This window comes from Salinicola sp. NYA28a, assembly GCF_976982775.1.
In genome coordinates this window covers 2,618,382-2,641,056 of the sequence record NZ_OZ334582.1, presented here as the reverse complement: position 1 = coordinate 2,641,056, position 22,675 = coordinate 2,618,382, and the positions used below count along the sequence as shown (strand labels likewise).

Sequence of the window (22,675 nt, the reverse complement as noted above, 5' to 3'; positions counted from 1 at the left end):
CGGACCGCCATCAGCGGTCGGAACGCACCGAATTCTTCACCTTCAGGAATTTCACCATGTCTGCTTTCGATCATCGCGCCTTTGACCATAGAAAATACCGCCCGGCGCCTCGTGTGCCCGCCTTCGATCGCCAATGGCCGGATCGTGATCTCGATCACGCGCCGATCTGGGTGAGTGAAGACCTGCGCGATGGCAACCAGGCGCTACTGGAGCCGATGAGCGTCGAGCAGAAGAAGCGCTTCTGGCACCAGATCGTCAAGGTGGGCATCAAGGAGGTGATGGTCGGGTTTCCGTCGGCGAGCCAGCCGGACTACGACTTCGTGCGCTGGTTGATCGAGGAAGAGCAGATCCCTGAGGACGTGACCATCGCCGTGCTGGTGCAGTGCCGCGAGCATCTGATCGAGAAGACCTTCGAGTCCCTCGTCGGCGCCAAGCGGGCCATCGTGCACCTGTACAACTCTACATCGACCGTTCAACGCGAGCGGGTGTTCGAGATGGATCGCGATGGCATCGTCGATATCGCGGTGCAGGGCGCCACCTGGGTCAAGACCTATTCCGAGCGCTATCCGGAAGTGGAGTGGCGTTTCGAATACACCCCGGAGAGCTTCTCCAGCACCGAGATCGATTTCTCGTTGCGGATCTGCGAAGCGGTCATGGATGTGTGGCAGCCCACCCCGGACAACAAGTGCATCCTCAACCTGCCGACCACGGTGGAAGTGGCGGGGCCGCACCACCATGCCGATCAGATCGAGTATTTCTGCCAGCACATCAAGAATCGCGACAGCGTGATCATCTCCGTTCATACGCACAATGATCGCGGCGGCGCGGTGGCTTCCGCAGAGCTGGCGCTGCTGGCCGGCGCCGAGCGCGTCGAAGGCACGCTGCTGGGCAACGGCGAGCGCACCGGCAACATGGACATCGTCACCCTGGCAATGAACCTCTACAGCCAGGGCATCGATCCGGAGCTGGACCTGTCGCGGCCGGACGAGATCATCGAGGTGGTCAACGACTGCACCAACATTCCGATCCATCCGCGTCATCCGTGGGTCGGCGAGATGGTCTACACCGCCTTCTCGGGCAGCCACCAGGACGCGATCCGCAAGTCGCTCAAGAAGCAGCAGCCGGACGAGCCGTGGCAGGTCGCTTACCTGCCGATCGATCCGCGCGATATCGGCCGTGACTATCAAGCGGTGATCCGCGTCAACAGTCAGTCCGGCAAGGGCGGCATGGCGTTTCTGCTCGAGCGCGATTACGGCATCAGCCTGCCGCGCTGGATGATGCTGGCGCTGGCACCCCATGTGCAGCAGGAGAGCGAGAAGCGGGCCAGCGAGCTGTCCAGCGAGGTGGTTCGCCAGGTGATGTTCGATCGCTTCACCAGCGAGACGCCGTTGTCGCTGGCGGACTACCGGCTGTCGAAGGGCCAGGACGAAGGCATCGACGTGACCCTATGGCAGGGCGCCGAGACGCTCCGTCTTTCGGGCAAGGGTAACGGCGCGATGTCTTCCTTCACCGATGCGTGGCAGAAGCATTCCGGTATCAGCGTTGGGATCATCGACTATGCGGAGCATTCGCTGGGCGGCGACAGCGAGGCCAATGCCATCGCCTTCGTCCAGCTCAATATCGACGGCCAGCGTGTCTGCGCCGTGGCCGAGGACAGCGACACCGTCAGTGCCTCGCTCAAGGCCTTGATCGCCGGGATCAACCTGGCGGCCAAGGAGGCCGAGCCGAACAAGGCACGCGAGAGGGAGAGGGAAGTCTAGACGTTTTCGATGACTGTCCGATAAATGAACGGGGCGCCATGTCGGCGCCCCGTTTCGTTGGGTCTGTTTCCTTAGGCTCCGTTTCGTTAGCGCCTCGTTTCTTTGGAGCCCGTTCTTGGAGCCAGTTCGCTGGCGTGATGAGCCTCAACGATAACTGACGGGCAGCAGGTACCGAAGGTCGTTGGTCAAGGGTAGCGAGAAGCTCGTGGCGCCGAGAATGGTCCGGTTGGCGATCTTCACCAGACGCACGTTGATGAATACCTGATTCTGGGCCTGGGCGTAGGTGCCGACCAGTACGGCATCCGCATTGTAATCCTGCCCCAGACGCTGGACGTTGCGCGAGAGGATCAGCTCGCCCGTGTTTTCCTCGATGTACAGGCTGTCGCGTAGCTTTACCTCGACCACGTTGAGCCCGGCCTGCACCAATCTGGACGTGAAAGCCTCGCTCAGCGTGCGGCCAAGCGTGGAGGACTGTCCGAGCTGGTCCACGTTGACGAGCGTCGTGGCGATGATCGGTTGCTGGGTATCGATGCGGTCTCGGGCGCTGGCGATCAGCTCGCCGGCAGCGTCGTCTATGCGTTCCAGCGTAGTGGCCTCTCGAGAGGGCGTGGTGGTATCCAGCAGCGAGCAACTCGCTAGCAGCAGCGGCATCAGCAGCAGCGCCACTAGGTTTGCGGTCTTTTTCAAGGTCATGTCTATGCTTTCTATCCGTTTACCAGTCTGAAGATACCGCCAGGCGGCCCCGTTCGTGGTCGTACTGGCCGCTGTCGCCGCCGCTGATGTAGTAGAGGTTCGACGAGGAATAGAGCAGCGTGTCGTACTCGTCGGCGGATACCGTGATGATGACTTCGTGGTTCGTTTCCGAAGTCCAACTGCCGCTGAAGACATCGGCGACTGCCGCGGCGGGAATCAGCCCTAATGCCGGCTCGGTCCAGTGGTTGTACGGAATGGTAGCGACGGCAATGCCGGCGGCCAGTGCGGTCAGCGCACCTTGAGGCTCGCGTATGGCCGTACGGTCGCGGTGGCGGATCACCTGAACGTCGAAGTCGATCTCGACGGCCGCTTCCGGCCGGGTCTTCACGATGGCGCCGCGGCTGACCAGTTCGCTGGTCAGCAGGGCGCGGAAGCCCTCCGCGAACGCGGTCGTCGGCATTTCGGGGGCGATGTAGAGGGCTTTCTGTCTGAGCCTTCGATCCGAAAGAATCGCGCGGGCTTCATGCTCGGCAAGCACTTCCCAATGGTGAGCCGCCTGCATGCGCTGCTGCTCGCTGATGGGATAAGTGGTGGCGATGGGAGCTTGCGACGTGTTGACGCCGAAGCAGCCGGAGAGCGCCGTTGCACCCAATACGACGGCCCAGGTCTTGAATGACATGGAGATAAGGTTCCCGTTCGATAATCTTGTCTCGATGCGGACTCGAGAATGTATTACCAGTATCGGCGAGCTACCGGGAGGACTTGAGGAGGAGGACCGGTCGGATGACAGCGGGCGCCGCTGTGACGCCCGCTGGATTCCGACGCGTCGGTCGTCGACGCCCGCCGGTCATAGACGCCCGGTGGTGGCTCAGTTGTCGCTATCGCTGCGGATCTGGGCGTGACTGATCAGGGCGAAGATGAAGGTGCCGCCGACGACATTGCCGAGCAGGGTGGGCAGGCCGAATCGGAACAGGTATTCGGCCCATCCCGCGTGACCGGAGAAGACCAGATACATCACTTCGGTCGAACCGACGATGATGTGGGTGAATTCGCCGATCGCGACGAGGTAGGTCACGATCAGGATGACCCAGATCTTGGCGCTGCCCGCGCTCGGCAACAGCCATACCATGGTCGCGATCATCCAGCCGGCGACGATGCCCTTGGCGAACATCTGCATCGGGGTGTTCACGAGGATGTGTTCCCCCAGTGCCAGAAAGGCTTCATGGGTCTGGGTCGAGAAGATCGGCAGGGCCAGAATCGCCCAGGCCGAGACGGCCACGCCGACCAGATTACCGGCCAGCACCACGCCCCAGAGGCGAAGCAGACACAGGAATTTACCGATCCGGGGTTGGCTCATCACGGGTAGTACCGCGGTGACAGTGTTCTCGGTGAAGAGCTGCTGGCGAGCCATGATCACGACCAGAAACCCTACCGTGTAGCCCAGCGATTCCACCAGGAATCCGATGTCGTTGTCCGGCAGGTGGGCGCGCAGCAGGCCTTTCGCCAGCATTGAAAAGCTCATCGAGAGACCGGCGGCGATGGCCGACCAGAGCAGGGCGGAAACCGTGCGGCTCAGTTCCTTCTCGCCTTCCTCGCGAATGAACTCATGGACGGCAGCCGCTTTTGAGGGCAGCTCGTCACCGTTGAGATGAAGATCATGTTCCTCATCGTCTTTCGCGACACGGCTGGGTGGCGTGAGATCGTGATGTTTGGTCAAGCGTGCGTTCCTCTCGGTAGCGGGAAAAGACGCGCTGGACAGGCAAAGTCGCCCTCAGGTTTCCCTGCGACGGCTGGCGGCAAGCGCTATGCTGAAACGATAGTCGTAAACGAGACAAGGAGATAGCCAAGGATGTCGCCGGAATCGTGGACGATGCTGACTCATTTGGGAATAGCCTGGCTGGCTGGAAGCCTGATCGGCCTGGAGCGAACTTTTCACGGGCGTCCGGCGGGATTTCGCACGCATGCGCTGGTCTGTGTTTCTTCGGCGCTGTTGATGATGGTCACGATGTATCAATGGCAGTGGCTGGGCACGGAGGTGCCGGAAGCCACGATCCGCACTGATCCCACGCGAATGGCTCAGGGCATCATGACGGGGATCGGCTTTCTGGGCGCCGGGGTGATTTTCAAGGAAGGCCTGACGGTTCGAGGGCTGACCACGGCCGCCTCGATCTGGATAACGTCGGCGCTGGGCATTCTGTATGGCATCGGGTTTCTGTTCCCGGCGGTATTGGCAACGATAGTGACCTTGTTGACGCTCTCACTGTTTCGAGTAGTGGAAGCGCGTATGCCGAGCCGGATTTTCGCCCGGTGCATCCTGCGTTTCGATAGTCAGGCCGTGATGGCCGAGGCACAGGTCCACGATCTGATGGCTTCGCATCGGTTTCGGATCGAGAGCTTGAGCTATCGCACACGCGACGAGGGCCGTCAGTTCGAATATCGCATGATATTGCGGACTCACGATCGCAAATATATTCCGCCGCTGGCCGCCGATCTGCGTGACGACGCTCGCCTGCTGGAGTTTCAGCTTTCCCCCACGGGTGATTGATATCGGGAGTGGTTGTCATTCCCTTGCCAGCCGATAGAGTAGGCGCTCTTGAAATGGTGGCGAGGCAGTGATGCAGGCACGCGAGGAACGTCCGGCTTTCTGGATATTGATGGGTGCGGTGATGCTGTCGCCATTGGCGATCGACATCTATCTGCCGGCGTTGACGGCCATGGCCGACGAGTTCGAGCGTCCCTACGCTGCGCTGCAATTGACCATCACCCTGTTCTTGATGAGTGTCGGCGTCGGGCAACTTCTGGTGGGGCCGTTGACCGATCGCTTTGGTCGCCGTCCGGTACTCCTGGGGGGCGTGGCTATCTACATGGTAGCGGCAGTGATCGGCATGGCTGCCAGTTCGATCGTGATGCTCTATCTCTCGCGTGTCCTCCAGGGGTTGGGAGCCTGTGCATCCGTGACTGTCGCCTTCGCCGCCATTCGCGACAGCTATACGCCGACCCAGGGCGCCAAGCTCTACAGTTATCTCAATGGTTCCCTGACGCTGGTGCCATCGCTGGCTCCGGTATTGGGCGGGGCACTGACCGTGGCGCTGGGGTGGCGCAGCAATTTCGCCTTCATGACCGCGTTCGCGGGGATGCTGTGGCTGAGCGCGTATTGGCGTTTCGGCGAGACACGGCCATTGGGGACGACGATCGAAAAGCGTCTCTACCGTTGGTCCCGTTATCGTCCGGTGCTTTTCCATCGGCGGTTTCTCTACTACGCGACGCTCGTCAGCACGATGATGGCGGCCATTCTCGTCTACGTATCGGCGGCCCCGGTGGTCATGATGGATCGCCTGCGCCAGCCGGAGTGGGTCTTCAGCCTCTGGTTCGGCGGCAATGCCCTGGTCAGCACGGTAGCATTCTTCATCGTGCCGAGACTGATGGCTCGGTGGGGAAGAAAGTCGACCGTGCAGCGGGGGCTGCTCGTCGTCATTGGTGGGGGTGCCCTGATCGCCTGCCTCTACTGGGCAGTGCCGGTGTCGGTAATCACCTTCATGGGGCCGGTGGCGATACTCTCGATCGGCTTCTCGATGGTGCTGGGGGCGGCCGCTAGCCTGGCGCTGGAGCCGTTCCCCGAGCGTGCGGGAACCGCGGCGGCATTGCTCGGGGCGATTCAACTGGGCGGCGGCGCCACGCTGGCGACACTGCTGTTGATGACGCCGCTGGCGCCGCAGACATCGCTGGCATTGATCTGCTGTGGCGGCGGGCTCGTGATGTGGACCCTCGCAAGAGGGCTTGCCGAGCGCGCCGACTCCGGGGCGTGATTGCGGTGGCGGAGCGATTTTCCGAGAGCGTTGTCACAGCCATGCCATCTCGAGTCGTTTGCTACGGCCCCGGGCGGCTGCGTTGGCGTGAGGTTTAACGCGCTCGACATCGCGGTGGCATGAACAGGCTAGAATGAAGCGGTTAGCGAGAGATTTCGGCACGACGAAGGTGATCGTTCGGCCTCAGGAAAGGAAAAGATGGGTATGGCCACTCATGGCAAGGACAGCACATGGTTGATTCTCAACGGTAAATCCGCCCAGCAGCCAGAGGTCCGGGAAGCGGTCGAGCATCTGCGCCGCCAGGGGCACGACCTGCAGGTGCGGGTGACCTGGGAGGGCGGTGATGGCGTCTGGCTGGTGGAGAGCGCGATGGCTGGCGGTGCTGCGCGAATCGTCGCTGGCGGGGGAGACGGATCTATCAACGAGATCGTCGCCGGCCTGATGCGACAGCCACCCGAGCGGCGTCCGGCACTGGGTATTCTGCCGCTGGGAAGCGCCAACGACTTCGCGCATGGCTTGAATCTGCCGATGACACCGCTGGCGGCGCTGGAGCTGGCCCTGACCGGGTCCGTTCGTCAGGTGGACATCGGCAAGCTGGACGACGAGGCGTTCATCAACGTGGCGTCCGGCGGCTTCGGTGCCGAGATCACTACCTCGACGCCGGTCGCGCTGAAGCGCCTGTTGGGTGGCGGCGCGTATTCGCTCATGGGCATGCTGAAAGCCTGGAATTACCAGCCCTTCGAAGGGCATATACGCTGGCCGGAGGGGGAAGCACGGGTCCCGCTCTTCATGCTGGCGATCGGCAACGGCTGCCAGGCAGGCGGCGGCCAACGGCTGGCGCCCTCTGCCAAGCTGGATGACGGTCTGTTCGAGCTGCTCTTCGTGCGCCACTTCAATTCGCTGGGCGAACTGAAGCGAATCATCGACGAGCTCGAAAACCTGCCCCAGGACGGAGAGTTCGTGCGCTATCTGCGTGTGCCCTGGGTCGAGTTCGACAGCGACGGCGCCTTTCCCCTGAATCTCGATGGTGAACCGCGTCGCTATGAGCATTTTCGTGCCACGCTGGATCGTGAAGCACTACCGCTAGTGGTGCCAGAAAACTGTCCTCTGCTGCGCCACGGCAAGTAGCTCGAGAATCACCGGTATCCTGGGGAGCTGTTGCCGTTTCATGCACGGCCGCGCCTGGCCTGGCGCCATTTGGCGCAGCAACGTGGTTTGCGCTGAAATGGCAACAGCCCCTGATGCATCGACCCGTGAGAAAGGAGTGGATCACATGGATAATTTCATGCAGGAAGCCATCGAACAGGCCAGGCTCAGCCTCGACAATGGCGGTGTTCCCATCGGTTCCGTTCTGGTTCACCGGGGGGCGATCATTGGCCGTGGTCATAACCAGCGCCAGCAGAAGGGAAGTGCAATCCTGCACGGGGAGATGGATGCGCTGGAAGATGCGGGGCGTCTGCCCGCCTCGGTCTACCGTGACTCGGTGCTCTACACCACGCTATCACCCTGTTCGATGTGCAGCGGGGCCATCCTGCTCTACGGCATACCCAAGGTCATCATCGGTGAGAATCGCACCTTTCTCGGAGAAGAGGCATTGCTGCGCGAGCGCGGGGTCGATGTCGAGGTTCTCGACGATCCGGTCTGCCGCGAATTGATGACGCAGTTCATCGCAGCCTATCCGGAAGTGTGGAACGAGGATATCGGAGAGCCCTGAGCGGCTCGGATCATTGGCAGGTGACATGAAAAAGCCCACCTGACGGTGGGCTTTGCTCAAGGCGGTGAGACTTCAGGATCGAAATCCCGGAGTCTGGAACCCTTGACTGGGATTAGCCAGATACCTTGATGTTGGCGGCCTGAAGGCCTTTCTTGCCCTGAGTAACGTCGAAGGTAACCTTCTGGCCGTCCTGCAGAGTTTTGAAGCCTTCTGCCTGAATTTCGGAGAAGTGTGCGAACAGATCATCGCCGCCGTCATCGGGAGAGATGAATCCGTAGCCTTTCGTGTCGTTAAACCATTTGACAGTGCCAGTTGCCATTGTCGATATCCTTAACTTGCATAGTGATGTAGCCGAGCGTCCCGGGGGGATGCCCGAAATGCGTGGTCAGACTAGGGGGGAATGCGCACTAGGAGTTCGACGAGATCGACTAACAACTGACGACATTCTGCCTGCAAACCTACGCAACGGATGTTGCATCGGCGGATATACCGGGTCAAGCAACAGCAGCTTGACTTTGGTAGAACCGTTTCCCATGCCCCGCTTACGAACCATAGATGGAAATTCCATGCACGTCTATAACCTGCCAGACCCTTTTTTTCGGGTTGATCGCGTCACACGGTATGGTTTTATTAACGCTTTTTAAGAAGATTGATATAACACCGTCACATCGTCGGAAGCCGACGACGCAGCGTGCAGCGAGGCTATTTATCGTGAACATGTATCGCAGTAGGGTCCTCGGGTAAGCTGTCACTCGCCTTTTCGGGTCGCTGCGGCAATCGCGCCTAGGGCCAGTGACCATTCATCATTCGAGTCAGGAGCAATGTGCGTGGCACAACGTGAAATCAGTTTCAATGACACTCACAGCAAGGCCATTGGTTATTTGCTGTGGATTTTCGGGTTCACCGGAGCGCACCGCTTCTACTATGGTAAGCCCGTCACCGGAACTCTATGGTTTCTTACCCTGGGGCTGTTCGGGATCGGTTGGTTGATCGACCTGTTTCTGATCCCGGGCATGGATCGCCAGGCCGATCTGCGATTCCGGGCCGGGCCGACCAGCTATACGCTGGCCTGGATCCTGCTGACGTTCCTGGGGGTTTTCGGGATCCATCGGATGTACATGGGGAAATGGATCACGGGTTTGATCTATCTGCTCACGGGTGGTCTGTTCCTGGTCGGGGTGCTCTACGACTTCTGGACGCTCAATGACCAGATTTCTCTGAAACACGCGCGCCGCGGGCTGTAATCCGCCCCGGTCGACTCGTTCCAGGCGCTCGACGCCAGGGAACCCTTTTCGACGTCACAGGGAGGTGGCGCATGTCGGAGCGACTCCAGCTTACCGATATTCTCGAAACGCTCGACCGTCAGGTCGAGGATGACAAGATCACGCTGCAGGACATCGTCGATACCTTCAATTCCCGGGGCTTCGGACCGGTGGTATTGCTGCCGGCGCTGATTGCATTATTGCCGACCGGCGGTGTCCCGGGCGTGCCCAGCGCCTGTGGTATCTTCATTGCCTTGATGGCGATCCAGCTGGTATTTGGCCGCAGGAGCCCATGGCTACCAAAGGTATTGAGTCGACGCGGCGTCAGCCACGAGCGCTGGCATCGTGTTACTCAGCGCGCTAAACCCTGGACTCGGAGAATCGATCGGTTCCTCGAGCCTCGGTTGCGCTGGTTGATGGGTGACGTCACTCAGCGCTTGTTGGCGCTGCTGATGGTCGTGCTCGGATTGGGGATGATCCCGCTGGAGCTGCTGCCGTTTGCCGCTGCCATACCGGCGCTGGCGATCGTCGTCATGGCCTTGGGGCTCACGGCCGGCGACGGGGTAATGATGCTGCTCGGCCTTGGCGTTACCCTGGCTGGCGGCGTCGGCATCGGATTCTGGATGTTGTAATCGATCACGGCGAATCAGCCACGACGAATCAATCACAAATCAACCGCGCACGCCAACGGAAAGCCCCCGACGATCCATCGGACCGTCGGGGGCTTTGCCGTGGCAGAGCAGACGCGAGCATCCACCGCTGCGATGCCGTATCAGTTCCGTGCGATCAGGGTCGGGTCGTAGTCGCCCTGACGCTCGGCCTGGGACAGCATGGCGACACCGCGAGTGTCACCCTGCTTGGCCAGGCTTTCGAAGATGACCCGGTAGGCCAATACGGCCTGCACGTAGTCACGCGTTTCTCGGAATGGGATGCTTTCGACGAATCGATCGAATTCGCGCGGGGCGGTGGCAAGCCAGCGGTCCACGCGATGGGGGCCGGCATTGTAGGCCGCCGTCGCCGCGATGCGATTGCCGCGGTAGCGCTCCAGCATCGAGCGGATGTAGGTGCTGCCGAGCTGGATGTTCACCTGTGGCTCGAACAGCTCCGCAGTACTGGGTGCGCTGATGCCGAGTTCTCGAGCGACGTGGTCGGCCGTCCCCGGCATCAGCTGCATCAGTCCACGGGCCCCGACCGGTGAAGCGGCACGGGGGTTGAATGCGCTCTCGCGTCGCGCGATACCCATCAGCAGATAGGGATCGACCTGATTGACCTCTGCCCATTTCAGGAACGAATCGCGGTACGCTGCCGGAAACCGCCAGGGCAACGCGTCCCACTGCTTGGCAGCGATCGTGGTCTGGATCGCCATGCCGTACCAGCCCTGGCGAATGGCGTAGTCGGCCAGCGCTGCGGCCTGGTCCGGCGTATCGCGGGCGGCGGCCGTGAACCACTCGCTGCGCGCAAGACCCTCCTCGCTAATTCGCATCAATGCCTCGGTACGCTGCACGACCGGCAGCATGCCCGTCAGCTCCTGCTGCAGCGTCGAGACGCTGGTGTCTGCCATCTCCAGCTGATAGGGCTGACCCAGACGATCGGCGGCGGCAAAGCCGAAGAAGCTGCGATTCTGCGCGGCCATTCGGTAGGCCTGGTGTGCCTTGGCATCGTCGCCCATGGCTTCGCTGGCACGCCCGAGCCAGTACTGCCAGTGGGCTTCTGCGCGCACCTCCGGGGGAAGCGCCTCGCTCCAGCGCGCGACGTTAGCCCAGTTGCCTTCGGTCACCGCGTTACGGATACGCAGCTCGATGAGATCGGCATCCGCGAGGCGTGGTAGCGTCGTATCGACCCAGCCCTGGTTGTTATCGATATTGCGAACCATGGAGTAGAACGCCAGATCGTGCTCGACCTGGTGGCGCCGGTCCTCGCCGATCGATACATGGGGAGAAATCTTGCGCCAGGCTTCCAGGGCGGCCTCGGTATCCGCGCGGATCAGACCATGCATGGCGGCAGCGATCAGCGCGCCACTGGCCTGGCCGTCGGGGCCGAGATCCAGCGGGACCTGGGTGACGGCGGCGTAATTGCCGCGGACCGTGTCGAAGCTGTTGATGGCCCGCTGCCAGGTGTCGTCCAGGCCACGCTCGAGATAGGTGACCAGCCCGCTCTGGCCGTTTTCCCAGGCCAGCATCATGCGCTCCCAGGTGTCCTCGTCTGTCAGCACGCCGCGATCCTCGAGCGTCGCGAATAGCGGGTCGCAGGCTTCGGGCTGCGAGGTGCCGACGTGCCACAGTGCCTCACCGCCCGCCGCGGCCCTGGCCGGCTCCCGGTCGAGCAGGGCAGTGTAGTAGTAGCACTGCCGGATGGTGCTGGAAGGCTCGCCGTCGCTGATTGCCAGGAGATCGTCGTAACGCCCCAGCTCGCCGAATCGTGTCTGCGCGGCGCCGCGCATCCAGTCGGACAGCGGAGAGTCGCCGTAGCGGGTGACGAAGTCGTTTACCTCCGCGGCCGAAGCCGTGGAAAGCCGGGAGCGAAGGCGGTGATATTCCACGTAGCCAGCCAGGACGTGGCCCTCGATAGCGGCCTGATCGATATCGTTCCAGCGGCGATCGCGGGCGGCATCCAGCGCCTGCTTCATGGCCTGGTCGGCCTGGGTCGTGGTGCTCGGTGTCGTCACCGCGGCTTGCGCGGTCGCACTCAATCCGATGGCGCCGACGAGGCACCAGCGTAACCAACGTCTGCGGGTGGGCAATGCGGGCATTGGGTCTCTCTCTTTCTCGAAGGGCCGTTCTTCAACGCGCACGCTTGAAAGGGGCTGCTCTTTTCGGGGCTGCCTTGCAGCAGGCCACTCCGACAGACCAGGGTAGCGCTGCGTTCTCGGCGAGATACGCGTGTCACTTCGCCAATTCACCAATTCACCAATTCACCAATTCACCAATTCACGGCCCCATCGTCGCCGATGCAGGCCCGCTTGGGTAGTACCGTTTCGCAACGATCTGGTGCCTTCCGGTGACGCTATCGCCTCTCGCGGCGAGGAGAACATTGAATCCTGGCCCGATCGTGACCATCTAAGGGCTAGTTCAGTCTTTAGTCGGCGTCGATCGTGCCTGCTTCGCCCCAACGTCACTACCGGAGATTCCACCATGAATCCTTGGCGTTTTCTGACCCAGCTGTCCCGTCTCAAGCAGCGCAGCGGCGCACTGGCCCGCATCGGCCGCGCCTTTCGGGTCTTCGGCCCCATGACGCTGGACGTCTTGCGCGGGCGCTACCGGCCGATTCCGTGGGCTGCCTTCGGCTGGATGGCGCTGGCACTGGTGTACTTGGTGTCGCCGCTGGATCTGATTCCCGATTTTCTGATGATCCTCGGGCTCGTCGATGACGTCTTCATCGTGGGCTGGCTGCTGACCCGGGTCGACCGGGCGATGAGTGACTACCGGCGCTGGAAGGGCATCGACGACGAGGAAGTCACCACCGAGTGACGGCTCGGCTTGAAATGGGGCTGGCGAGCCCCATATCGCTGAACACCGTGATTTCATTAGCTTTATTTCGTAACCGCCTCGAGAGGCCCGTCAATGACCACTGCGACTCAAGAAGAAACGCTCGGCTTCCAGACGGAAGTCAAACAGCTTCTCCATTTGATGATTCACTCCCTGTATTCCAACCGGGAGATTTTCCTGCGTGAGCTGATCTCCAACGCTGCCGATGCCTGCGACAAGCTGCGCTACGAGGCGTTGGACAACGACGGTCTCTACGCAGGCGACGCCGAGTTGCGCATCGAGATCGAACACGATGCCGACGCCGGCACCGTGACCGTGCGCGATACCGGTATCGGCATGAACCGTGACGAGGTGATCCAGAACCTGGGCACCATCGCCAAGAGTGGTACTGCCGAATTCCTCAAACAGCTTTCCGGCGAAAAGCAGAAGGATGCCAAGCTCATCGGCCAGTTCGGCGTGGGCTTCTACTCCGGCTTCATCGTCGCCGACGAAATGGTCGTTCGCACGCGTCGCGCCGACAGCGACCAGGGCGTCGAGTGGCGCTCCAGGGGCGAGGGTGAATTCACCATTGCCGAGATCGATCGCCCCGAGCGTGGCACGGAGATCGTGCTGCACCTGAAGGAAGACGCCAAGGAGTTCGCCGACGAGTTCCGCCTCAAGAATCTGGTGCGCAAGTACTCCGACCATATCGACGTGCCGGTGCGCATGCCCAAGGTCGAGAAGGCTCGCGACGAAGAGGGCAAGGAGATCGAAGGCAGCGAGACCGTCAGCTGGGAGACCGTCAACGAGGCGACCGCACTGTGGGTGCGCCCCAAGGCGGAGATCGATGATGACGAGTACAAGGCGTTCTACAAGCACATCGCTCACGATTTCAGCGATCCGCTGACCTGGAGCCACAACAAGGTCGAAGGCAAGCTCGAGTACACCAGCCTGCTGTACGTGCCGCAACGCGCGCCGTTCGATCTCTACCAGCGTGATGGCGTACGCGGGCTCAAGCTGTACGTGCAGCGGGTCTTCATCATGGACGACGCCGAGGCGTTCCTGCCGCTGTACCTTCGCTTCGTCAAGGGCGTGCTGGATTCCCGCGATCTGCCGCTCAACGTCTCCCGCGAGCTGCTGCAGAAGTCGCCGCAGGTCGATTCGATGAAGGCGGCGTTGACCAAGCGCGCGCTGGACATGCTGAAGAAGCTGTCTAAGGACAAGGAAGCCTACCAGACCTTCTGGAACACCTTCGGCGACGTCCTGAAGGAAGGGCCGGCGGAAGATTACGCCAATCGTGACAAGATTTCCGGCCTGCTGCGCTTCTCCACCACGCACACCGACAGCGCGACGCAGGATCAGTCGCTGGCGGATTACGTCGAGCGCATGAAGGAAGGTCAGCAGAAGATCTATTACATCGTCGCGGATGGCTTCAAGGCGGCCAGCCACAGCCCGCATCTGGAGATCTTCCGCAAGAAGGGCATCGAGGTCCTGCTGCTGCACGATCGCATCGATGAGTGGCTGATGAGCCATCTCACCGAGTTCGACGGCAAGTCCTTCGCCGACGTCGCCAAGGGTAATCTGGAGCTCGACGACATGGCCGACGAGGCCGAGAAGCAGGCGCAGGAAGAAACCGCCAAGGCCAAGGAGGATCTAGTCAAGCGGGTACAGCAGGCGCTCGGCGACAATGTTCAGGAAGTTCGGGTCACGCATCGCCTGACCGATTCCCCGGCCTGCGTGGTGTTGCCGGAGCACGAGATGGGCTTCCAGATGCGTCGCATGATGGAAGCGGCCGGACAGCCGTTGCCGGAGGTGAAGCCGATCCTCGAGCTCAACCCCGATCACGCGCTGGTATCGCGTCTCGAAAGCACCGAAGGGGGCAACTTCGACGATCTGGCCCATATCCTGCTGGATCAGGCAGTCATCGCCGAGGGTGGACATCTCGACGACCCGGCGGCCTACGTCAAGCGCCTCAATACGCTGCTAAGTGCTTGATCGTCATCGATCATCGCGCGCTCGAGCGTGTCATGGCCGGCCCTCGTGGCCGGCCCTCGTGGCCGGCCATTTGTTTAGTGTAAATGGCCTAATTGCACGTTCTTTCCTCAACTTTGCAGCCAACTACTGGTAACCTGCCGACTTCTTCATGATGGAGGAGCGAGTATGTCGCTATCCTTCCCGAGGCTTTTTCACCGACGTTCCGTCCGTGAATGGCCCTTTCTTCGACGACCTTTTCGACACGAGACCCAGCCTGCCCGCCGACAACGCATCCTGGCGGTCGTGACGGGGACAGTCCTGACACTAGGCTTCGCAGTGTTCCCGATAGCGTCTCGAGCCGAGTCGATATCCGAAACCGTGCCAACCCTCGAAAGCCAGATCCAGCGGCCCGCGCTGGACCCCGTCACCGAGCTGCCCGACCTGCGTGACATCAAGGCTGGCCCCAAGCGCAAGGCGGCGTTCCTGGGCATGCTGGTGCCGCTGGTACAGGCCGAGAATGCGCGTATCCAGCGCGACCGCAACTGGCTGATCGGCGTCGGCAGCCGCATCAATCCGATGACGGCGGACGAAAAGCAGCGGCTGGCTCAGCTATGCGACGACTACGGCGTCGAATGCGAGCCGGGCGAGGTGAGCCAGGAGCTGCTGGCGCGGGTCAATACCGTGCCGCTGGAGATGGTGGTGATCCAGGCGGTGGAGGAGTCCGGCTGGGGCACCTCGCGGCTCGCCCGGGACAGCAACAACCTGTTCGGCATGCGCTGCTTCAGCGAGGGGTGCGGTATCGCTCAACTTGGAACCTCGCGGCGTTTTCAGACGTTCGACAGCGTGCGTGATGGCGTCGGCGCCTATCTGCACAACCTGAATACCCATCGCGCCTATACTCAACTTCGCGGGCAGCGCGCCGCGCTAGCCGCCAAGGGCAAGTCGATTTCCGCCGAGAAGCTGATCGGCACGCTGCACAACTATTCGACCTCGCCCGATTATCAGCAGCAGCTCCTGTCGCTATTGCGCACCAACGGCGACTTGATTCGCACCCACGGCGCCGATAACGCCTTCGTGACGGGCAGCACGGCCTGATACCCCGAACCTCTCCGTCGACCGGTATTCGGATGATGTCCGCGTACCGGTCGAACGTGTGCGATCGGCCAGTTGGGCTAGACTACAGCCACTTTCCTGCCAACCCGAGGAGGCCCCCATGGCCAGCGATAGCTCCCTCGAGACATTGACTTTCGATAATGTCTGGTCCCGCTTTCCCGAGGACTTCTTTACGCGGGTGAAGCCAACCCCGTGGCGCGATACCCGGCTGCTCGACGTCAGTCCGAACGGGGCGGCGCTCCTGGAGCTGGATCCCGAAGAGGTCGACCGCGACCGCCTGACCGCGTTGATGAGCGGCGAGCGACTCTTGAGCGGCATGGATCCGCTGGCCCAGAAGTACACCGGGCATCAATTCGGCACCTACAACCCGGCGTTGGGTGATGGGCGCGGTCTGTTGCTCGGTGAAGCGATGACATCGCAGGGACCGATCGATCTGCACCTCAAGGGCGCCGGGAAGACGCCGTATTCGCGATTCGGCGATGGCCGCGCCGTGTTGCGCTCCTCGATTCGCGAGTACCTGGCCGGCGAAGCGATGGCCGGACTCAAGATCCCGACGACCATGGCGCTGGCCGTCGCCGTCAATGGCGAGAAGGTCATGCGCGAGCGGGTCGAGCCGGGGGCGACCCTGCTGCGGCTGGCCGAGAGCCACGTGCGTTTCGGTCACTTCGAATGGCTGTATCAACAGCAGCGGGTCGAGGATCTCGAACGGCTGATGCGCCACGTCATCGATCGCCACCGCCCCGATCTGGCGCAGGAGGCGGCGCCGCTCGAGGCGCTGTTCCAGGACGTGGTCACGCGGACCGCGGAATTGATCGCTCGCTGGCAGGCCTATGGCTTCGTTCATGCGGTGATGAACACCGACAACATGTCGATCCTGGGGCTGACGCTGGATTACGGCCCCTATGCGTTCATGGATCGCTTCGAGTCCAACCTGACGCCCAACCATACGGATACGACCGGGCGCTATGCCTTCGACCAGCAGCCCGGCGTGGCGCTATGGAATCTGACCGTGCTGGGGCAGTCGTTGACGCCATTGATCGCGGTGGAACGGTTGCGAGAAATCCTCGATACCTACGAGCCCACGCTTCAGGCGGCGTATGCCATTCTGATGCGCGGGCGTCTGGGGCTCGAGACCGAGCAGGAAAGCGACGGCAAGTTGATCGACGACTGGCTATCGCTGCTCGAGAGCTCACGGGCTGATTTTCATCGCAGCTTCCGCGCCCTGAGCGATCAGGATGTCGTCGGTGGCCTGTCGTTGCGCGAGGAGATCGTCGGCTCGGGTTCGGGTAATCAGCTCGATGAGTGGCTCGAGCGCTACCGCCAGCGTCTTGCCGACGAGTCGCGTGGAGAGACGGAGCGGCTGGCGGCAATGCGGCGGGTCAATCCGCTTTATGTCTTGCGTACCCATCTGGCGCAGCAGGTCATCGAAGCGGCGCAGGAAGGCGATACGCGCCCGTTGCAGACGTTCCGCGAGCTGCTGTCGTCTCCCTTCCTCCAGCGGCCGGGCATGGAAGTCTGGAGCGAGGCGCCAGCGCCCAGCGCGCCTCCCGTTTGTCTCTCCTGTTCGTCCTGATCGATACTCTTGATGATTGAATGCCGGCTCCCGATGCCGGCATTTTCTTAGGTGTATGGTCCCGAAATACAGGAACCGACGGATTCGAACGGGCGTTGTGCCTTCGCTCCGGCATCAATCCCAAAACCGCACGCAAGTAGCGCAGCAGGGAGACCATCGAGCCCGCCTCATTCACGAGGGTGCTGATTGAGCGGTCTGAAGGTACTGACTGGTGGCATCGCTTATCAGGATCGGCTTCTTCAGCGCGAATAGCTGTTGAGTAATGCCAAAACGCTGAAATTTCCCCGCTTCCTTATAGCTCTTTGGAATCAATGGCGACCGTCCAAGCAGCCGTGATCGCCGCCCGCCGCTCCGGTCGCTCGCTTTCTGATGCTGTGGTGGTCTCGCAGAAGCGTCAGCTCAGTGCGGTCAGCTTCGGCAGCCCCTTCAGCAGCGTCGGCCACCACTTGTCGGCGGCGGCACCCAGATGAACGGTGATTCGCCGAGCGTGCAGTCTCAGCGTGGCGGCGACCTTCAGCACCTGCTCGCGCATCCGGCTGAGGCTCCAGCCTTGCCGGGTCTGCCGCTCCAGCAGGCAGCGCAGGCCATGCAGGACCTGGTAGGCGTAGAGGCTGAGCAGCAGGCTCACCTCGTTGCGTGCCATCACGTCCTGAACGGTGGAGGCGCCGCGATCGGTCGACGAGAGGTGCACGTCGAGCGCCGACTTCACCTCGCCCATGTGCGCCTCGGCGCTGCCGCGCTTGCGGTAGAGCGCCAGGACCTTCTCCGGCGGCCAGTCGAACTTGCCGAGGTTGGTGACCAGGAAGAAGGCATGCAGCAGCAGGTCATCGGGGCGTTCCTGCACCACCAGCACCACGCGACGCGGTGCCGACCAAGAGCCCGCTTGATACTCCAGATCGTGGCACCACTCGCGAGGCTGCTCGGGTGGCCGGCCGGGTGGCCGCTTCAGGTGCGGTGCCGCCAGTTTCTGCAGGCCGGAGTGACTGCGCAGTCGGCCCAGGTACTCGATGTCGCACTCTTCCAGGGCCTCCAGCGTCGCGTTGTCGGTGAAACCGGCGTCGATGCGCACCCGAACCTGGGCGCCGGTGCTCTCGTTGAGTCGCCGCACCAGATGCGGGATCCAGGTGTCGGCGTTCTCGGCCGGGCCGGCGTTGCCCTCGCGCAGCAGGCCGCCCACCATGTCGCCGGTTTCTGCCAGCGAGGCGACCAGCGGTGAATAGATCCGCGCGCCGTACAGGCCATGATAGGCCGAGCCGCCCTGGTGGCCGTGGACCTCGATCGGCAGGCCGTCGATGTCCAGCGTCAGCTGCTTGGGGCGCTCGCCGTTCTTCAGCGCGGTCAGGCGCCAGATCACCAGTCGCAGCAGGCCTTCGTGCACGGCATCGATATTGTCGCAGCGCCCGAGGCAGGTCAGCAGCCGCGACAGCGTGGCTTGAGAGGGCCGGTCCTGGGCCAGGGGCGTTGTCCCGCGCGCATCGCTGCAGGCCAGCTGCCAGAGCGGATCACGGCGCAGCGTGTCGGTATCGCTGAGGTCGATCCAGCCCATCGCACGCTGCAGCACCAGGGTACGCAACTGGCTGGCCAGCGAATGAAGGATGCGCAGCGGGTGGCGTCGATCGACCAGATTGTCTTCCAGCGCCTCAATCACGCCGCTGTTGTCGAGGGCCTCACGCAACAGCAGAGCGCCGCTGTCGCTGGTAGTGCGCTGGCCGCTCAGCTCAACACGGACAGCGCCGTTGCATGAGGGCGTCCAGGTGGATAGGCTTTCACCCATAGCGGATGGCTCTCTTGGTTCAGATTCTTGGCGGAACACACTGAATTTTCAAGAGAATACCATCCGCTATCTTCGTTTTCGGGCCGGCCTCATGAATAAGCCGGGTCGAGGCCTTCCGGCTGGCCCCCAGGGTTCCCTGTTTCACGTCGCTGATACCGATGGGCGCATTCCCTGTAGGGAGCTGCACCAATTTGAAATGCAGCGGTTTCATTTGCCTATTTGATACGCCTGGCAGGCTGTCCACTCACTTCTAAACCACTATCTTGGCGATAGTTCACCAGCAAGTGAACACTTGGATAGTTCATGCGTACTGTCATGTTTCATCTACGCTGCTGTGGCTAAAAATTAGCAGAAACGACTTTTCTTAAAGCGGCCTGAACTATCATTCGGTTTAATGCTTAAATACGACTTGCTAGGCAACTCATTGCTGAGATAACTCATGCTTTTAGACTGGCAATGCATATGGTTGGTAGTCAATATCTAAGTATGTAATTAGTTAATTTTCCTGGTTTTTGTGGGCGCTTCGTGATCCCTGTTCTGCTTGTTAACTTTAATTAATGTACTGGCTTTAAAAAGCTACTGTGATGCAAGCAGGTTTCTCTCTCTGCAGAAACAAGGGGATTCTTCATGGTTACTAATAACTTTTCTAAAAGCAGCCTCGACCTTAACGGCAAGATTTCCCTTAATATGCCTACGGCGCTCGACTGGGGCGTGGATGGCCGCCTTTACGTCACTGAGGTGAGCGGGGACGTGAAGGTACTGACAGTCGCTTTTGGCGACCCCAACCCGAACGATGGGGACAATGCAGCGAGCTTCTATGTCACCGAAGCCGAAACCATTTCGCTGATAAAGACCATTCCCAACCATAATGACGATGGTTCGAGCAGCGGCTCGAATAGTCGCGAGGTCACTGGAATCGACGTGACCGCTCAGTTCGATGAAAACGGCGCTCCGGTCCTTGTCAACGGCAAACCTGCAGTTACCGTTTATGTCACGTCAAGCGATAGCCGCATTGGTGCAGGCGGCGGCGGAGGCGATACCGGGCTGGACACGAATTCAGGGATCATCACGCGCCTGACCCAGACAGAAGATGGCTGGGATGCGGTGGATCTCGTTCGTGGCTTGGCTCGTTCCGAGGAAAATCACGCTCTCAATGGGCTCGAGGTCATCCAGGAGCTCGATGAAAATGGTCATCTGGTAAGCGAGCGGCTCATTGTGGCGAGTGGCGGCAACTCCAATACCGGTGCGCCATCGAACAACTTTGCCGGCCAGCAGGAGACCGCTTATAGCGGTGCCATCCTTGAAGTCGATCTCGACCAACTCAAGACGATGGAAATCAAGACGGATGGCGGTCGACAATATATTTATGACGTACCGACGCTCGACGATCCCTCTCGTGCCGGTGCGGAGGATAGCAACGAACCGTTCGGCGGCAACGATGGATTCAATGGTGGCAAGATCGATCCCGATGGCCCGGTGCAGATCTATTCTGCGGGATACCGCAACTCTTATGACGTGGAGGTCACCGAAGACGGGCGTGTCTGGACTTACGATAACGGCTCCAACAACAGCTGGGGCGGCCGGCCCATCGGTGAAGCAGGGGATAACGGCAGTACTACTGACAAAGCACAGCAAGCCGGCTATATCGCCACCAACCTGAACAATGGCGACGGTAACGGTAGCGACACCATCAACCTCGAGAACGGTTGGAATCCCAAGAACTACGATCAGTTCCACGAGATCACGCGTTCTGACGATCTTGCCGGACGCATTCTCTCCGCTGGGCAGGGTGGGGCCGCGACTTACACCATGACGCACCCGGATTTCGATGAGCCGCTGACCCTGGTTTATGGAGGCCATCCCAATCCGACGCGCGCCAGCGGGGGGGAAGCCGGTTTGCTGTTCACCCCCAAGAACGGAGTCGAGGACGCTTTTCTGCTGGTATCCGAGGACCACTACGATGCGGTCATCGATTGGTTCACCACCGTCGAGAACGCGTCTGGCGGGGCAGGTGCAGGAGAACTGACCCCGGCTTATTCATGAGGTCGGTCTGAAAACGAAGATGGCGAGTGGTTTTCTCTTGTAGAATCAGGATGTTCCTGCCAGAACACGATTCAAGAGGACCACTCGCCATGGGTGAAAGCCTATCCACCTGGACGCCCTCATGCAACGGCGCTGTCCGTGTTGAGCTGAGCGGCCAGCGCACTACCAGCGACAGCGGCGCTCTGCTGTTGCGTGAGGCCCTCGACAACAGCGGCGTGATTGAGGCGCTGGAAGACAATCTGGTCGATCGACGCCACCCGCTGCGCATCCTTCATTCGCTGGCCAGCCAGTTGCGTACCCTGGTGCTGCAGCGTGCGATGGGCTGGATCGACCTCAGCGATACCGACACGCTGCGCCGTGATCCGCTCTGGCAGCTGGCCTGCAGCGATGCGCGCGGGACAACGCCCCTGGCCCAGGACCGGCCCTCTCAAGCCACGCTGTCGCGGCTGCTGACCTGCCTCGGGCGCTGCGACAATATCGATGCCGTGCACGAAGGCCTGCTGCGACTGGTGATCTGGCGCCTGACCGCGCTGAAGAACGGCGAGCGCCCCAAGCAGCTGACGCTGGACATCGACGGCCTGCCGATCGAGGTCCACGGCCACCAGGGCGGCTCGGCCTATCATGGCCTGTACGGCGCGCGGATCTATTCACCGCTGGTCGCCTCGCTGGCAGAAACCGGCGACATGGTGGGCGGCCTGCTGCGCGAGGGCAACGCCGGCCCGGCCGAGAACGCCGACACCTGGATCCCGCATCTGGTGCGGCGACTCAACGAGAGCACCGGCGCCCAGGTTCGGGTGCGCATCGACGCCGGTTTCACCGACAACGCGACGCTGGAAGCCATGGAAGAGCGCGATATCGAGTATCTGGGCCGGCTGCGCAGTCACACTGGCCTACAGAAGTTGGCAGCGCCACTTCTGAAGCGGCCACCTGGCCGGCCACCCGAGCAGCCTCGCGAGTGGTGCCACGATCTGGAGTATCAAGCGGGCTCTTGGTCGGCACCGCGTCGCGTGGTGCTGGTGGTGCAGGAACGCCCCGATGACCTGCTGCTGCATGCCTTCTTCCTGGTCACCAACCTCGGCAAGTTCGACTGGCCGCCGGAGAAGGTCCTGGCGCTCTACCGCAAGCGCGGCAGCGCCGAGGCGCACATGGGCGAGGTGAAGTCGGCGCTCGACGTGCACCTCTCGTCGACCGATCGCGGCGCCTCCACCGTTCAGGACGTGATGGCACGCAACGAGGTGAGCCTGCTGCTCAGCCTCTACGCCTACCAGGTCCTGCATGGCCTGCGCTGCCTGCTGGAGCGGCAGACCCGGCAAGGCTGGAGCCTCAGCCGGATGCGCGAGCAGGTGCTGAAGGTCGCCGCCACGCTGAGACTGCACGCTCGGCGAATCACCGTTCATCTGGGTGCCGCCGCCGACAAGTGGTGGCCGACGCTGCTGAAGGGGCTGCCGAAGCTGACCGCACTGAGCTGACGCTTCTGCGAGACCACCACAGCATCAGAA

General features: G+C 61.6%; 19 protein-coding genes. 13 read left to right on the top strand and 6 right to left on the bottom strand.

The features are described 5' to 3' along the window. The first annotated feature begins 56 nt into the window (after positions 1-56). The gene (locus ACWHY3_RS11815; RefSeq protein WP_087718930.1) at positions 57-1,760 is read left to right on the top strand and encodes a 2-isopropylmalate synthase; all 1,704 of its coding nucleotides are present in this window, start codon (positions 57-59) and stop codon (positions 1,758-1,760) included. A 144-nt stretch (positions 1,761-1,904) separates the two neighbouring features. Here ACWHY3_RS11815 and ACWHY3_RS11810 read toward each other — a convergent pair whose 3' ends face one another. The 3 genes from ACWHY3_RS11810 to ACWHY3_RS11800 all read right to left on the bottom strand — a co-directional run bounded on the left by ACWHY3_RS11810 (position 1,905) and on the right by ACWHY3_RS11800 (position 4,170). Beyond that, on the bottom strand, positions 1,905-2,447 hold the full coding sequence (locus tag ACWHY3_RS11810) for a FlgO family outer membrane protein (RefSeq protein ID WP_448126622.1): 543 nt from the start codon (positions 2,445-2,447) through the stop codon (positions 1,905-1,907). A 25-nt stretch (positions 2,448-2,472) separates the two neighbouring features. Next, positions 2,473-3,132 carry a hypothetical protein gene (locus ACWHY3_RS11805; RefSeq protein ID WP_332779545.1) on the bottom strand — a complete coding sequence of 220 codons (660 nt, stop codon included), beginning with the start codon at positions 3,130-3,132 and terminating at the stop codon, positions 2,473-2,475. A gap of 189 nt (positions 3,133-3,321) precedes the next feature. Beyond that, positions 3,322-4,170, bottom strand: coding sequence for a formate/nitrite transporter family protein (locus ACWHY3_RS11800; RefSeq protein WP_087718933.1), 849 nt, complete (start codon positions 4,168-4,170; stop codon positions 3,322-3,324). Between the two features lie 153 nt (positions 4,171-4,323). Between ACWHY3_RS11800 and ACWHY3_RS11795 the strand changes: the two genes are divergently transcribed. From ACWHY3_RS11795 to ACWHY3_RS11780, 4 genes are all read left to right on the top strand, one after another. Further along, positions 4,324-4,998, top strand: coding sequence for an MgtC/SapB family protein (locus ACWHY3_RS11795; RefSeq protein WP_303853024.1), 675 nt, complete (start codon positions 4,324-4,326; stop codon positions 4,996-4,998). A gap of 70 nt (positions 4,999-5,068) precedes the next feature. Further along, complete coding sequence (locus ACWHY3_RS11790) at positions 5,069-6,259, top strand: multidrug effflux MFS transporter (protein ID WP_218776992.1); 1,191 nt, start codon at positions 5,069-5,071, stop codon at positions 6,257-6,259. Between the two features lie 198 nt (positions 6,260-6,457). Further along, positions 6,458-7,387, top strand: coding sequence for a lipid kinase YegS (gene yegS, locus ACWHY3_RS11785; protein ID WP_256961196.1), 930 nt, complete (start codon positions 6,458-6,460; stop codon positions 7,385-7,387). A 145-nt stretch (positions 7,388-7,532) separates the two neighbouring features. After that, entirely contained in the window at positions 7,533-7,973 is a 441-nt protein-coding gene (locus ACWHY3_RS11780; RefSeq protein ID WP_087718936.1) for a nucleoside deaminase, read from the top strand. A 112-nt stretch (positions 7,974-8,085) separates the two neighbouring features. Here the strand turns inward: ACWHY3_RS11780 and ACWHY3_RS11775 are convergent, their stop codons facing one another. Beyond that, entirely contained in the window at positions 8,086-8,292 is a 207-nt protein-coding gene (locus tag ACWHY3_RS11775) for a cold-shock protein (RefSeq protein WP_035471072.1), read from the bottom strand. Positions 8,293-8,800: 508 nt separating this feature from the next. Between ACWHY3_RS11775 and ACWHY3_RS11770 the strand changes: the two genes are divergently transcribed. After that, positions 8,801-9,217, top strand: a complete 417-nt coding sequence (locus ACWHY3_RS11770) for an NINE protein (RefSeq protein ID WP_256961197.1) — start codon at positions 8,801-8,803, stop codon at positions 9,215-9,217. A gap of 71 nt (positions 9,218-9,288) precedes the next feature. Further along, positions 9,289-9,867 carry an exopolysaccharide biosynthesis protein gene (locus tag ACWHY3_RS11765; RefSeq protein WP_087718938.1) on the top strand — a complete coding sequence of 193 codons (579 nt, stop codon included), beginning with the start codon at positions 9,289-9,291 and terminating at the stop codon, positions 9,865-9,867. A gap of 140 nt (positions 9,868-10,007) precedes the next feature. Here ACWHY3_RS11765 and ACWHY3_RS11760 read toward each other — a convergent pair whose 3' ends face one another. Beyond that, the gene (locus ACWHY3_RS11760) at positions 10,008-11,984 is read right to left on the bottom strand and encodes a transglycosylase SLT domain-containing protein (protein ID WP_087718939.1); all 1,977 of its coding nucleotides are present in this window, start codon (positions 11,982-11,984) and stop codon (positions 10,008-10,010) included. A gap of 382 nt (positions 11,985-12,366) precedes the next feature. Here ACWHY3_RS11760 and ACWHY3_RS11755 point away from each other — a divergent pair, with 382 nt between their 5' ends. The 4 genes from ACWHY3_RS11755 to ACWHY3_RS11740 all read left to right on the top strand — a co-directional run bounded on the left by ACWHY3_RS11755 (position 12,367) and on the right by ACWHY3_RS11740 (position 17,359). Further along, on the top strand, positions 12,367-12,702 hold the full coding sequence (locus ACWHY3_RS11755; RefSeq protein WP_256961198.1) for a YkvA family protein: 336 nt from the start codon (positions 12,367-12,369) through the stop codon (positions 12,700-12,702). A 93-nt stretch (positions 12,703-12,795) separates the two neighbouring features. Next, a complete protein-coding gene (gene htpG, locus ACWHY3_RS11750; protein ID WP_303853030.1) occupies positions 12,796-14,694 on the top strand; it encodes a molecular chaperone HtpG in 1,899 nt (632 codons plus the stop codon). 357 nt (positions 14,695-15,051) lie between these two features. Continuing rightward, complete coding sequence (locus ACWHY3_RS11745; protein WP_256961199.1) at positions 15,052-15,768, top strand: glucosaminidase domain-containing protein; 717 nt, start codon at positions 15,052-15,054, stop codon at positions 15,766-15,768. Between the two features lie 118 nt (positions 15,769-15,886). Continuing rightward, positions 15,887-17,359: a protein adenylyltransferase SelO gene (locus ACWHY3_RS11740; RefSeq protein ID WP_303853034.1), complete on the top strand. Its 1,473-nt coding sequence runs from the start codon at positions 15,887-15,889 to the stop codon at positions 17,357-17,359. A 394-nt stretch (positions 17,360-17,753) separates the two neighbouring features. Here the strand turns inward: ACWHY3_RS11740 and ACWHY3_RS11735 are convergent, their stop codons facing one another. Beyond that, positions 17,754-19,133 carry an IS1380 family transposase gene (locus ACWHY3_RS11735; protein WP_399590022.1) on the bottom strand — a complete coding sequence of 460 codons (1,380 nt, stop codon included), beginning with the start codon at positions 19,131-19,133 and terminating at the stop codon, positions 17,754-17,756. A gap of 627 nt (positions 19,134-19,760) precedes the next feature. Here ACWHY3_RS11735 and ACWHY3_RS11730 point away from each other — a divergent pair. Together ACWHY3_RS11730 and ACWHY3_RS11725 are read left to right on the top strand one after the other, a co-directional pair. After that, positions 19,761-21,176 carry a hypothetical protein gene (locus ACWHY3_RS11730; protein ID WP_448126621.1) on the top strand — a complete coding sequence of 472 codons (1,416 nt, stop codon included), beginning with the start codon at positions 19,761-19,763 and terminating at the stop codon, positions 21,174-21,176. A gap of 50 nt (positions 21,177-21,226) precedes the next feature. Beyond that, positions 21,227-22,645, top strand: coding sequence for an IS1380 family transposase (locus ACWHY3_RS11725; protein ID WP_448126620.1), 1,419 nt, complete (start codon positions 21,227-21,229; stop codon positions 22,643-22,645). Positions 22,646-22,675: the final 30 nt, after the last annotated feature.